Annotated in this window: 9 protein-coding genes, 4 pseudogenes and 1 riboswitch; of the genes and pseudogenes, 2 read left to right on the top strand and 11 right to left on the bottom strand. The window is 54.6% G+C overall.

Annotated features, from left to right (window positions below; genetic code table 11):
* The first annotated feature begins 126 nt into the window (after positions 1-126).
* The gene (locus tag A0V43_RS00515; RefSeq protein WP_011230133.1) at positions 127-339 is read left to right on the top strand and encodes an alpha/beta-type small acid-soluble spore protein; all 213 of its coding nucleotides are present in this window, start codon (positions 127-129) and stop codon (positions 337-339) included.
* A gap of 84 nt (positions 340-423) precedes the next feature.
* On the opposite strand, the pseudogene A0V43_RS00510 reads toward A0V43_RS00515, so the two are convergent.
* The 10 genes and pseudogenes from A0V43_RS00510 to tenA form a co-directional block, all read right to left on the bottom strand.
* A pseudogene (locus A0V43_RS00510) lies at positions 424-1,691 on the bottom strand (hemolysin family protein).
* Between the two features lie 561 nt (positions 1,692-2,252).
* A pseudogene (locus A0V43_RS00505) lies at positions 2,253-3,277 on the bottom strand (thiazole biosynthesis adenylyltransferase ThiF).
* The gene (locus A0V43_RS00500) at positions 3,274-4,041 is read right to left on the bottom strand and encodes a thiazole synthase (RefSeq protein WP_063192107.1); all 768 of its coding nucleotides are present in this window, start codon (positions 4,039-4,041) and stop codon (positions 3,274-3,276) included. Before A0V43_RS00500 ends, A0V43_RS00505 begins: the two are co-directional and overlap by 4 nt.
* Position 4,042: 1 nt before the next feature.
* Entirely contained in the window at positions 4,043-4,246 is a 204-nt protein-coding gene (gene thiS, locus A0V43_RS00495) for a sulfur carrier protein ThiS (protein WP_013523031.1), read from the bottom strand.
* Positions 4,243-5,376, bottom strand: coding sequence for a glycine oxidase ThiO (thiO, locus tag A0V43_RS00490; RefSeq protein ID WP_063192106.1), 1,134 nt, complete (start codon positions 5,374-5,376; stop codon positions 4,243-4,245). Before thiO ends, thiS begins: the two co-directional genes overlap by 4 nt.
* 3 nt (positions 5,377-5,379) lie before the next feature.
* Entirely contained in the window at positions 5,380-5,928 is a 549-nt protein-coding gene (gene tenI / locus A0V43_RS00485) for a thiazole tautomerase TenI (protein ID WP_063192105.1), read from the bottom strand.
* 72 nt (positions 5,929-6,000) lie between these two features.
* Positions 6,001-6,783: an energy-coupling factor transporter transmembrane component T family protein gene (locus tag A0V43_RS00480; RefSeq protein WP_015374014.1), complete on the bottom strand. Its 783-nt coding sequence runs from the start codon at positions 6,781-6,783 to the stop codon at positions 6,001-6,003.
* Positions 6,780-8,233: pseudogene (locus A0V43_RS00475) on the bottom strand (ABC transporter ATP-binding protein). Before A0V43_RS00475 ends, A0V43_RS00480 begins: the two are co-directional and overlap by 4 nt.
* 14 nt (positions 8,234-8,247) lie before the next feature.
* Positions 8,248-8,838, bottom strand: a complete 591-nt coding sequence (locus tag A0V43_RS00470) for an ECF transporter S component (protein WP_015374012.1) — start codon at positions 8,836-8,838, stop codon at positions 8,248-8,250.
* Positions 8,839-8,861: 23 nt separating this feature from the next.
* Complete coding sequence (gene tenA, locus A0V43_RS00465; protein WP_063192104.1) at positions 8,862-9,545, bottom strand: thiaminase II; 684 nt, start codon at positions 9,543-9,545, stop codon at positions 8,862-8,864.
* Positions 9,546-9,651: 106 nt separating this feature from the next.
* A riboswitch (TPP riboswitch) is annotated at positions 9,652-9,758 on the bottom strand.
* A gap of 142 nt (positions 9,759-9,900) precedes the next feature.
* Between tenA and A0V43_RS00460 the strand changes: the two genes are divergently transcribed.
* Positions 9,901-11,085: a class I SAM-dependent rRNA methyltransferase gene (locus A0V43_RS00460; protein ID WP_033005731.1), complete on the top strand. Its 1,185-nt coding sequence runs from the start codon at positions 9,901-9,903 to the stop codon at positions 11,083-11,085.
* Positions 11,086-11,148: 63 nt separating this feature from the next.
* On the opposite strand, the pseudogene A0V43_RS00455 reads toward A0V43_RS00460, so the two are convergent.
* Positions 11,149-12,353 (bottom strand): annotated as a pseudogene (locus A0V43_RS00455) (MFS transporter).
* Positions 12,354-12,779: the final 426 nt, after the last annotated feature.

Here is a 12,779-nt window from a genome sequence, read left to right as displayed (position 1 = left end):
TGGCGAAGCCAAAAGCGGGTGGGCCGGTGGGTTCAGCCAAGCTTGGCACATGCCTTGTAGCGTGAAGTGTTGGTGCAAATCCAACCACCCCAACCATCAAAAATTTTTAAGAGGAGATGATCAACGATGGCACGCAACAATAACAACAACCAATTGTTAGTCGCTGGTGCTCAACAAGCCATTGATCAAATGAAGTACGAAATCGCCCAAGAATTTGGTGTGAACCTCGGCGCTGACACGACTTCTCGCGCGAACGGTTCGGTCGGCGGCGAAATTACGAAACGTCTTGTCGCCATGGCTCAGCAACAACTTGGCGGCCAATTCGGCAACATTCAATAACCGCCTTAACGAACAACTTCATATAGATGGCAAACGCCCCGGGCCGTCAGCCCGGGGCGCTTTCATAGGGAAACGGGGAGCGAATCAGGCGCCTCCCGCCTGCTCGGCAAGCGGTTGGCTCAATGAGACAAGCACTTTGCGAATACGGCGATTGTCGACTTGGCGGACGGTGAACGTCAGCGATCCATATTGCAACGTTTCGCCGACGGCTGGAATGCGCTCAAACATCTCAAAAATCCAGCCACCCAACGTATGCGATTCACTCTTTGGCACGTCGATGTTCATCACTTCGCAAAATTCATCCAGCGGCAGTTCGGCGCTGAACTCGAAGCTGTGCTCGTCGATTTGACGCACCGTTTTCACCGCCTCATCATGCTCATCCCATATTTCGCCGACAATTTGCTCGAGAATATCTTCGAGCGTAATCAAGCCAGCGGTGCCGCCAAACTCGTCGACGACGATCGCCATATGCACTTTGCTTTTTTGCAGCTCCGGCAGGAGATCGGACACTTTCATGGACTCGACAACGAACAACGGCTGGCGCAACAAATCGCGGATGCGCACCTCCCGCTTTTGCACAAGCTCGCTGAAAAAGTCGCTTTCCGACAAAATGCCGATCACGTTGTCAATATCCCTTCATAAACCGGGATGCGGGAATATTTCTCTTCCAAAAACACGTCGCGAATCTCTTCAATCGGCTGGTTCACTTCCACCGCCACCATATCAGCGCGCGGCGTGAAAATTTCTCCGACCAAAATTTCATCAAAATCGAGCGAACGTTGGATCAATTCTTTTTCTTTGTTGTCAATGACCCTTCCTCTTCACTCAGCTCAACCATCACTTTAATATCTTCCTCCGTCACAGCCGGCACAGCCCCCATTGGCGAACCTCTTGGCGATTCGATCTTTTAAGGCTTGGAGCGACGCCGTAACCGGCGTCATCAACTTCATCAGCGCATAGGCAAGACTGGCGTATCGGATGGCGAGCTGCTCCGCATGCTCTTTCGCCATCGATTTTGGCAAAATTTCACCGAAGACGACAAATAATACGGTCATCACCGCCAGCGTGGCAAACAAGCCCATCTGTTCCCCAAGCAACGAAACGGCGATGTCCGTAAACAGCACGACCGTCACGACGTTGGTGAAGCGGTTGGCCACAGCAAGCGCCAACAACACGCGGTCAAGCTGACCGATCACCGCTTGGAGGCGCTTATTGTGCAGATGCTCTTCCGCATAATGCCGCAACCGTGCCTTGCTTGCCAGGGAAAACGCGGCTTCTGCTGAAGCGAACAGCACATTGGCAAGCAGGGAGAGGAAAAACCACCCGAATAACCTTAACGGCCACTCTTCCAACGAATCTTCACACTCCTATGGATGGTGACGATGTTATTCATATCCATTTTTCCGCCGAATCATGCTTATGGAAACAACGTTGGCTGCACGGAGCGCGCGGCCGGCGGAAGCCGGCGTTGCCCTCCTTACTTTAAAATATAACAAATTTTTCGCCAACTGACTACAGCTGGCGGTTTTTCTTCCACCATAAATCCAGTTTCTTGAATGAAAACATGGCTGTCTTAAAAGACCGTGCTCTCCTAAGCAGGGAGCAATAGATCGTTTTGATCGTGTTGAATTTATACAGCAAATAACAAATAAGAAAAGGTGTCCCGATCCTTTTGGGACACCTTCACATCATGACTCAAACCAACAAGAACCAATGAAATACACAAGAACAAGCAATGAGGCAATGTTGAACGTCACCGACCACTCGTCCATTCCTTCTCCCTCCCTTTCCATCCCGCTTTCATCATACCATATAGATGGCGAAAAAAAGGGGAGAGGAAGGAGATGGATTTGACAGTTTGATGACATTGCCATATTAAGACGAAAGCGGCCGCCAATGCATGGGGTCTCGCTTTAGCCTAAATAGCGATAATAAATGGCTTTGGCTTCCTGCACATCTTTCGTGCCGTGCACAAGCGCACGGCCGTCGCGAAAGACAACCAATCGCTTGTCACCGAGCGAAACGGAGACAAGATACGGGTTCGCTTCCGCTTGAAGCCCTTGGCGGCGAAACAGCTCCGCCAATTCATTCAAGTCGTACTGGCGCAAAGCAGGCGGACGGATTTGCACGGAATCGCGCCCGCACAAGACGGCAGTCTTCGTCCGTTGTTCATAGGAAAGAAACGGATAAGATGGATAACGCCCGCACGTCGGGCAACTGTCCTTTTTCACCCCATCAATCCGAATGGCGGCATATTCGTTCGTCCAAAGGTCAAACGAAACGAGCTTGCCGCGGAGCGCCGACCAGTCCTCCACTAAAATTTTTAACACCTCAGCCATCTGATAGCTGACAACCATTTGCACCGCTGGGCTGATAATGCCGGCCGTATCGCACGTCAATCCCCTTGCGGCACCGTTTCAAGCAAGCAATACAAACAAGGCGTGCGGTTCGGAATGAAGGCGCAGCTTAAACCGTAACTGCCGACACAAGCGCCATAAATCCACGGAATGTTGTACTTGTAGGCAACGTCATTGATGACAAGGCGCGTATCAAAATTGTCTGTCGCATCGATCCATAAGTCAGGGCGTTGCTTGAGGGCGATCGTTTCCAATTCTTCCGGGCCGGCGTCGCCGACAATGGCCTCGATCTCAACCTCGCTGTTGATTTGTTCAAGGCGCCGTTTGGCGGCGATCGCCTTTGGCAACCGCTCCTTCGCATCCGCTTCGCTGTAAAGCTGCTGGCGCTGCAAGTTGCTCCATTCGACGTAATCGCGGTCAATGATCGTCAATTTGCCGATGCCGGCGCGAACGAGCGCTTCGGCGTTGCCTGTGCCGAGCGCTCCGGCGCCGACTAACACGACATGCTTTCCCCGTATTTTCTTTTGCCCTTCCACGCCAATCGGTGCAAACAATTGCTGCCGGGAATACCGTTCGTTCAAACAACACTCATTCCTTCCGTTGGGCTGCTCGCTGACGCGTACCGTTTTTTCGGGATGCGTCCGGCTTCATAGCCGAGCCGGCCCGCTTCCACCGCCAGCTTCATCGCTTTCGCCATTTTCACTGGATCGGCCGCGCCGGAAACAGCGGTGTTCAAGAGCACCCCATCCGCGCCAAGCTCCATCGCCAGCGCCGCGTCCGCCGGTCCACCGATGCCAGCGTCCACAATGACCGGCACGTTCGCCTGCTCAATGATAAAGCTCAAATTGAGCGGATTGATGATGCCTTGTCCGGACCCGATCGGCGAGGCGCCTGGCATGATCGCATGGCAGCCAAGCTCCTCTAGCCGCTTCGCCAGCACGACATCATCGGATGTGTACGGCAACACAATAAACCCTTCATCAAGCAGCATTTCCGCCGCTTTCAACGTCTCGATCGGGTCTGGGAGGAGCGTTTTGTCGCAGCCGATCACTTCTACTTTTATCATATCACACAATCCGGATGCCTTGGCGAGCCGGGCGATGCGCACCGCTTCTTCGGCCGTTTTCGCCCCGGCGGTGTTCGGCAAAAGCTTATATTTGCTTAAATCGAGCTGCTCTAAAAAGTTCGGCTGCTCCGGAGAAAAGATGTTCATCCGCCGGACGGCGAACGTTAAAATTTCCGCCCCTGATGCTTCCACCGCTTCTTTTTGCACGTCCAAGCTCGGATATTTGCCCGTGCCGAGCAACAGCCGCGAAGAGAATTCATATGGGCCAATTTTCAACATCTCAACCGCCTCCTACAAAATGAACGATTTCCACGCGATCGCCATCACATAGCGCCGTCGTCTCATACTCATGTTTTTGGATGATGCGGACATTGACTTCGACGATGCAAAGCTTGTTCTCAAGCCGGAAATGGGCAAGCAAATCGCCCACCGTTTTCACCTCGTCGGGCACGGCGACTGCCTCCCCGTTAATCACTAACGTCATTCCACCCCCACCTTTCCGATATGGCGTGTCAACGAAAATGGCGCAAGGTCAAACGCCGTCTCTTTCCGCTCCACTAAGTCGGCGACAAGCAGACCGGTCAACGGGCTGAGCAAAATGCCGTTCCGGTAATGGCCGGCAGCGACGAATAAGCCGCGCCGCTCCGGATGCTCGCCTAGATAAGGCAAGCCGTCTTCGGTCTGCGGCCGAATGCCGCTCCATGCCCCCACCCATTCCGCCTGTTCAATGTCCGGAACAAGACTGGCGGCGCGGTGAAGCAAGTTCATCACCCCACCGGCCGATACGCGCCGATCGAACGTGCCGGGCGTGGACGTCGCTCCGATGAGCAGCCGGTTTCCTGATTTCGGAACGATGTAGCAGCCGTTTTTCGCAAATACAGTCGTTTTTAACAACGGAACCGGAGTGCGCACCATGACGCATTCCCCTTTGACCGGATAAACGGAAAGCGAAAGCCCGACCCGCGCGCCGAGCCGCGCCGCCCAAGCGCCGGAAGCGATGACGACCGCCTCGGCGGCAAACGTCCCGCCTGTTGTGTCTACCACATGCCCACTGCTGTCGGAACGGATGTCGAACACTTCCGTATACTCGTACAGACAAGCGCCGGCGGAGGCGGCGGCATAGGCGAGAGCGGCGGCCAAATCCGGAGCGCTCACTTGCCCATCGCCAGGGATGTACATCGCGCCGGCAAGCGCTTCCGCCGCAAGACGCGGCTCCATTTCAAGCGCCTCCCCTTTCGTGAGCCACTGCACCGGTTCGCCTATGCCCCGCCAAAATGTATAATGGCGATAGAGATCGTCTGCTTCCTCTTCCGTTGTCGCTAGTTTGATCAATCCTTTTTCGACAAGGCCGATATCGATGCCGGTCCTCTCCCTCAGCTCTTCAGCCAAGGCCGGCATGAGAGCTCGGCTTTGCAAGGCAAGCGGCACAAGCGGGGTTGACGTCGAAAACTCGGATTGCGCCCCAAGCATGCCGGCTGCCGCGCTTGACGCCCCGCTTCCCATCGTTCCTTTTTCAAAAATGGCGACGCGATGCCGCCGCTTGGCGAGCTCAAAACCGATGGCCGCCCCAATCACTCCGCCGCCGACGATGGCGACGTCATACCGATGCGTCATCCCCTATCCCCTCCCTTTCACGATGTCTGACAGCCGCTTGGCCTCAGCAACGGGGTCAGCAGCGAAAAAAACAGCCGACAATACTGCCACCCCGGCTGCGCCCGCTTCCAGCACCCGACGGGCGTTGCCGGCGTGAATGCCGCCGATGGCGATGACTGGAATGGACACGGCGGCCACGATTTCCGCAAGCGAGTCCAGACCGCGCGGCGGCAAACCGGGCTTGCTGTCCGTCGGAAAAATATGGCCATACAAACAAAAGTGAGCGCCATCCTGTTCGGCTTGTTTCGCCTCCTCCGACCCGTGCACCGAGCAACCAACCGTCAAGTCCGGAAACGAGCGGCGGACGGCGCGCACCGGCAGGCTGTGATAAGCAAGCTGCACACCTTTGACACCGTAGACAGCGGCGACATCAACCCGGTCATTGACGATGATTTTTTGCAGCGGCACCCCGACGCGAAGCAGTGCCGCGACAAACGCCGCCACTTCACGCGCCGTCTTCCCTTTTTCGCGAATATGAATCAGGTCGGCATACGGATGGGTGTGCGCACAAATCGCGGCGAATTCGTCAACCGTCTGACGCCCGGTGGAAACGAAATGGAGAACCCCATCGCCATCCCTTTCTTTCTACCGTACATCGCTTATAGAAATATACGGATAATGAACACCGACATAGTAGGCAGCGAACATCAAAGCGGCAAACAAGGCGACAAGCCAAATATCATATTTGCCGAACCCGATTTCATAATAAAACGTGCGCCGCCCGCTGCCAGAAAATTGTTTCGCTTCCATCGCCACGGCGATGCGCTGGGCGCGGCGGATGCTTTGCGACAACAGCGGAATGGCGTAGCGCTTCATTTTGCTGAGGACGCCCTTATTCGGCACGCCGCGCACTGTTAACGCATAGCGGATCGCCTGAAACTCTTCAAGCATAATCGGCAATAGGCGAACGGCCGCCAAAAAACTGTATGCATACTTTGGCTTCAGTCTCAACTGCTGCATGAGCGAATAAAACAACGGAACCGGCCGGGTCGTCAGCGAAAAAATCAAGCCGAGAAGCCCAAGCGCCAAAGCGCGAAACCCGATGTGCACCCCGCGCCAAAAACTTTCCGCTGTAACATGGATGAGCCCCCAGCGAAACCATGTCGTCGTTCCCTCGCCAAACATCATCATCGATGAAGCCGTCGAAACAAACACGAGGAAAAACGGCAAAAACAACCAAAACAACACATTCGCCGGATAGCCGGTGCCAAAGCAAAACAAAACGAAGAGAGCGAGCGAAACGTTAATCAGCACGTTCGGGTTATGAATGAACAACACCGCAAAAAAGAGCATGACGAGCACAATGAGCTTCAAACTCGGGTTCGCTTCATAAAGCCATGTTTCACGGCGCTGAATGTCCCAGTTCATCGCCATGTTCCTCCTTCGGCCAATACAGGCTCCACAGCAGCAAGGCGCTCATCGCGAACAAGCGCTCCATCTTCAACGACCCACCGTCTCGTCGCAAAACGACGGACAATTTGCTCGTCGTGGGTGACCATGATGATTGCCGCCCCTTGCTCACGGTATGATTCAAGCATCGCCAGCAACGCGAACGTGTTTTTCGCATCCTGCCCAAATGTCGGCTCATCAAGCAAAAAGAGGCGTTGGCCGGCGACGATCGAAGCAGCCACGCTCAGCCGCCGTTTTTGCCCGACTGACAGCTGGTACGGGTGCTGGTCTTGCTGCTCAACAAGGTCAAATTCACGCAACAGGCGGGTGATGGTTTCTTCGATTTCCGCTTCCGGCCGCCCTTCAAGCCGAAGCGAGTAGGCGAGCTCTTCGCGGACGGAATGGGCGACAAATTGCCACTCCGGATTTTGGAAAACAAACGCAATATGGCGGTAGAGCGGGTGTTGCCGCTTGATGTCGGCGCCTAGCAGCATATACTCTCCGTCCGTGCGGATGAGTTGCATAAGCGCGTGCAGCAACGTGCTTTTACCGGCGCCGTTTTTTCCGGTGACGGCAATCCATTCGCCGGCGTGCACCGTTGCTTTAGGAACATAGATTTTCGCCTCCCGGCCGCGGAACCCGCGAAAACGGGCGAGGCGAAGAAGCTCCTCGCCTTGATGGCGATTTCGCCGCCTTGCCGTCCGGTCATAGTCGTCCCAAACACCCGGATACCAGATCCCTTCAGCGGCAATGACGTCTTTATAGTCGGAAAACACCGCCTTCGCCTCGCCGTCGGCGATGATGCGCCCATCGCGGCCGAACAAGACAATGCGATCCACAAAGTCGAGCACATGGTCAATTTTATGCTCGACGATGATGACCGTTTTGCCGCGGCTCACCTGCTTCACCGTTTGCCATACCGCCTTCGTCCCTTCTTCATCAAGCAGCGCCGTCGGCTCATCCAAAAACAACACATCCGGCTCAAGCGCCAGCACCGAAGCGAGCGCCAACCGCTGTTTCATCCCGCCGGAAAGCGTATGAATATCAGTATGCGGAGCGATCTCCAAACCGACTTGGTTCAGCAGCGCACGGATGCGGACGGGCATCTCGTGGCGCGGCACGCTTCGATTTTCGAGGGCAAAAGCGATTTCCTCGTCCGCATACGGCATGCAAAATTGCGCATCAGGATCTTGGAAAACATAGCCCCACCGTTCCGGCCGCTTAAGGCGCTCCGCTTTCATCGGCACATCGATCGAGTGGGGAATGATGCCAGCCATCACTTGCAATAATGTCGACTTGCCGCATCCCGACGGACCAAGGAGGAGCACTTTCTCCCCTCGGCAATCGAAAGCGACAAGTCGCGAAACAGCAGCCCGTCGCTCCCGGGAAATTTCAGGCGCAGCCGATCAATCGCAATTGCTTGTTTCATCGCCATTCGCCGCCTTACCGGTTCAATGCATCGTAATCGTCTTTCGAGGCCGGCCGCCACATTTGCGTCACTCCGGTTTTTTCGAGCGCTTTCGCCAATGAAACAGCAAGCACGCCGGAGATGAGGATGGCGCCGATAAAACGCGCCAGCAAAAAGAGCGCCATATTCCATGGGGCGAGCGCCTCAATATAGCCTTTGTAAAAGTCCATGATGAGCGAGCCAATCGTCGCCCCGACCGCGCCGAGCGATACAACGAACACATCAAAGCGCCGATAGCGGAAGGCGGCAAAGACGAGCTCGGCAAACAGCCCTTGAACGACCCCGTAAATGAGCACTTCAAGCCCCCATTGCGATCCCATGATCAGCTCGCCGGACGAAGCCGCAATCTCCGCGAGCAACGCCACCCCTGGCTTGCGAATGAGCAAATAAGCGAGCGAGGAGGCGATAAACCACATGCCGTAAATGAGTTGATCGAGATGAAACCCTACTGCTCCCACCGCGCTATATAGCGGGCCCCATAATTTGTAAATAATGCCAAACACAATCGCAATGACGATCGTCGTTAAAATATCCGCCAATTTTAACCCTTTTGTCTTCACTTCCATCCTGTTCTCCTCCTTGTCTTGCGTCAACGGCTCGCCGCCAATTCAGCCGACGGCCACTGCTCAAGCCGATACGCCATCTCCCAAAACTCGTACTCATATTCGCTGCTGATGAGGAAATGCCGCTTCATCCGATGGCGATCCTCTTCGGTGACCTCGTCAGCGATGTCGTCAAGCCACGCGATTTGCTCTTCCACAAGCGAGCGGAACCAGTCCGAACTGTAGGTGCCGATCCATTTTTCATAAATCGGATCATTCGGGCGGCACATTTTCAAGCGCTCGCCAATTTCGTAATACAGCCAGTAGCACGGCAAAATGGCGGCGATAACATCACCGAGATGCCCTTCGTACGCCGCGCGGTACATGTGCGACGTATAGGCGTACGCCGTCGGCGCCGGAATGAACGCCGCCCTTTCCTCTTCCGTAATGCCCAAGAGCTCGGCGAACGTTTCATGCAGCGACAGCTCGGCTTCGCACGTGCTTTGTGCATGGTGCGCCAACCGGGCTGTCGTCGCCAAATCCGGCGATTTCGCCGCCCCGATCGCCTGCACGCGGGCAAAATGGCGCAAATAATAGGCATCTTGCATCACGTAATAGCGAAACTTCTCGCGCGCAAGCGTCCCTTGGCCAAGCTCCTGAACAAACGGATGGCGGAAACTCGCCTGCCAGATCGGATCGGCCGCTTGACGCAATTGTTTGGCAAATGACATTCGTTTTCCCCCTTTTTGGCAAAATAAAAACGCCGCTTCCTTTGCCGATTGGCGTAAAGAAAGCGGCGTGGGCATGCGACGTTGGCAAGGCAAAGCCTAGCCTTGCTGTGCTGCTCCTCCACTTCCCTACGCTGGCATTACCCAGATCAGGTGCTAAGGGTCTCAAAGGCACACTTTGATCTCAGCCTTTCTAAAGGCCCCCTAGTGGATGATGGTGCAATTTTCAGTTTTCTTTACACTTAATCATACCATGGCACGAACGATTGTCAATCTTTTTTTCTCCGACGTTGCGCTATGCGTTGCAATCCGCTATGATGGAAACGCAGCAATTGACGACGGAATGGGAGTGGAAACGATGGCGAAGGTCATCCTGAAAAGAGAACGGAAAAAACGGCTTGAGCAAGGGCATCCATGGATTTTTCGAAGTGAAGTCGACCGCATCGAAGGCGATGCGACGCCGGGCGACTTCGTTGACGTTTACAATCATCAAGGTTATTGGCTGGCGAAAGGATATATCAACCCCGCTTCGCAAATCATCGTCCGCGTCTTGACGCAAAACCGAAACGATGAACTCGATGAGCGCTTTTTCATCGACCGCATCCGTCAGGCGTGGGCGTACCGTGAACGGATGATTCCCGGCGTTCGCTCCTGCCGCGCCGTCTATGGCGAAGCCGACTTTTTGCCCGGATTGATCGTCGACAAATATGAAGATGTGCTTGTTGTGCAAATTTTGGCGCTCGGCATGGAAAGGCGGAAAGACTGGATTTTGCGCGGCTTGCTTGACGTGTTTGCCCCAAGGGCCATTTATTTGCGCAACGATGTGTCCGTCCGCGAGCTTGAAGGCCTCAAACAAGAAAAAGGCTTTTGGTACGGAGAAGCGGAAACGGAAATCGAAATCGAGGAAAACGGCGTGAAATACATCGTCGATATTGAAAACGGACAAAAAACCGGCTTTTTCTTCGACCAACGGCAAAACCGCGCCGCTCTTCGTCCGCTCATCGGCCCGGAGACGACCGTGCTCGACTGCTTCACCCATACCGGCTCGTTTATGCTAAACGCTTGTCTGTATGGGGCAAAACATGCTACTGCCGTCGATATTTCTGAACATGCCATCGAAACGGCGAAACGGAACGCCGCGTTAAACGGATTCACGAACGTTGAATTTGTCGTCGCCAACGCCTTCGACTATTTGCGCGAGTCGGTGCGCGCCGGCAAACAGTGGGATGTCGTCATCATCGACCCGCCGGCGTTCGCGAAATCGGCCCATGCCGTCCCGAAGGCGCTGCGCGGCTATAAAGACATTAACTTAAACGGATTGAAGCTTGTCAAAGACGGCGGCTTTTTCGTCACATCAAGCTGCTCGTACCACGTCCGCCCGCACCTATTTCAAGAGATGATCGCTGATGCCGCATTTGACGCGAAAAAAGTGCTGCGCCAAGTATATTGGAACGGCGCCGGCTACGACCACCCGAAACTCCTTGCCGCGGAAGAAGGCGACTACTTAAAATTCGCCATTTACGAAGTGCATTCCCGGCGGTGACGAGCCGCTCTCAAAGGCCGTTTCGATGCGCCGCTGGGCAGAAAAAACGCCTAGGGGTTATCCCTAAGCGTTTTTTCGTTCCCTGGGGCGAAGCGATTGTTCTTTATGCAAGACCGACAGATAGACAAGCATCGAAAGGAGCACCGAACCGCTAGCAGCTAAATAAATGCTCGGATAGCCGAACCAATGGCTGATTTGGCCAAACACCATCGCCCCGACGCCGACCCCTAAATCAAAAAACGAGAAAAATGTCGCGTTCGCCATTCCCTTGCGGTGGGCAGGCGCCCGCTCGACGGACCACGCCTGCAGCCCCGGTTGCACCATGCCAAAGCCGAAACCGTACAGCACCGCCGCCAAAAGCAACGCCCATTCTCCCGGCAGCCAAGCGAGAAGAAGCATCGCCAGCAAAATAAGCCCCGCACCAGGGAGAAAGACGGCTCGATGCCCTTTTCGGTCATACAACTGGCCAGCGAACGTTCGCGTCACCATCAAGGCCAGCGCGTAAAGCAAAAAGTACAGCTGCAGGCCGCCGATCTGTTTTTGCGCCGTATATAGAGGCAAGAATGAGGCGATGCCGCCGAACGTCACCGTCAAGAAAAACAACAGCAACGACGGGGTCAAAGCGCTTTTTTCATACAAATCCCATCTGTTCGCCCCTTTGCCATGCACGGCTTCCGCTTTTTTATACGTGATCGCGGCGGCAAACAGCACCGAAGCAACTCCAAGCGCCGCACAAATGGCAAACAGATGGCTAAACGGAATCATAGCGGCAAGCACAAGTCCAAGCGACGGACCAAACGCCAAGGCGATATTCCCCGACAGCCCGTAATAGCCCATTCCTTCCCCGCGGCGGCTCGCTGGAATGATGTCCGTCGCCACCGTTCCGGAAGCGGTTGTCGAAAACCCCAGCCAATTCCTTGGACGACCCGCATCAAAAAGAGAAGGAAAATGCTTGAGATCAAGCTGTAGGAACCGACAGAAATGACAAAAATGAGAAGCCCCAATAAAAACACAAACCGGCGCCCTTTCGTCTCAAGCGCATGGCCGGCGAACGGACGGACGATGAGCGCCGAAAACGTAAACACACCGACGACAACGCCAATCAGCTGATCGTTGCCGCCCAAATGCTCGACAAACAGCGGAAGGGTCGGCAGCGTCATTTGAAACCCAAGAAACACAAAAAAATTGGCCAAACAAATCAAAACAAAATCTTTCGTCCATATTTTTTCTTTTTGTTCTGCCATAAGCGGCTGCTGCTCCGCTCCCATACCGATCCCCTTGCGAACGATGTATTTCGTGTCCCTTAATATTTGTTAGTATAACATAATCCTATGCCGCCGTTTAAGCAAAATGTGATTTCACTGTTCTCCCGGCAAGATGACGACAAAAAAGCCCCGCCCAGCCGGCGGTTCCCGGGTGTTGTTTGCGCAGCACCATCCTTCTATGATGCGTCAACTACCCCCACTTCGCGAACGCTTGAAGTGAGGGCTTGCAACTCCCCAGAAGTGCAAACGGACTTCGTCCTCCTTCCTTGACTTGGGGTTGCATCAGGGGCAGGTTGACAACTGCCCAACCACGCAGGTCATGTCTGCATCGTTACCGATTCTCTCGGTGTGTCTGTTGGCAGTACTTGGCTTCCACACACAACAGACGGACCTACGATCGATGTTTGACGGTTGCAACGTTTCCTGCAA

It is taken from the genome of Geobacillus sp. JS12, assembly GCF_001592395.1.
In the GTDB taxonomy this organism is placed as follows: domain Bacteria; phylum Bacillota; class Bacilli; order Bacillales; family Anoxybacillaceae; genus Geobacillus; species Geobacillus zalihae.
The sequence above is the reverse complement of the archived record's forward strand: the minus strand, read 5'-3'. Positions and strand labels throughout refer to the sequence as shown.

What these genes read in the sequence shown, in the direction of transcription:
- thiS (WP_013523031.1), bottom strand. Translation starts at nt 4,246, where the DNA reads ATGACGTTAGTGATTAACGGGGAGGCAGTCGCCGTGCCCGACGAGGTG.
- A0V43_RS00515 (WP_011230133.1), top strand. Translation starts at nt 127, where the DNA reads ATGGCACGCAACAATAACAACAACCAATTGTTAGTCGCTGGTGCTCAA.
- tenA (WP_063192104.1), bottom strand. Translation starts at nt 9,545, where the DNA reads ATGTCATTTGCCAAACAATTGCGTCAAGCGGCCGATCCGATCTGGCAG.
- A0V43_RS00500 (WP_063192107.1), bottom strand. Translation starts at nt 4,041, where the DNA reads ATGTTGAAAATTGGCCCATATGAATTCTCTTCGCGGCTGTTGCTCGGC.
- thiO (WP_063192106.1), bottom strand. Translation starts at nt 5,376, where the DNA reads ATGACGCATCGGTATGACGTCGCCATCGTCGGCGGCGGAGTGATTGGG.
- A0V43_RS00460 (WP_033005731.1), top strand. Translation starts at nt 9,901, where the DNA reads ATGGCGAAGGTCATCCTGAAAAGAGAACGGAAAAAACGGCTTGAGCAA.
- A0V43_RS00470 (WP_015374012.1), bottom strand. Translation starts at nt 8,838, where the DNA reads ATGGAAGTGAAGACAAAAGGGTTAAAATTGGCGGATATTTTAACGACG.
- A0V43_RS00480 (WP_015374014.1), bottom strand. Translation starts at nt 6,783, where the DNA reads ATGAACTGGGACATTCAGCGCCGTGAAACATGGCTTTATGAAGCGAAC.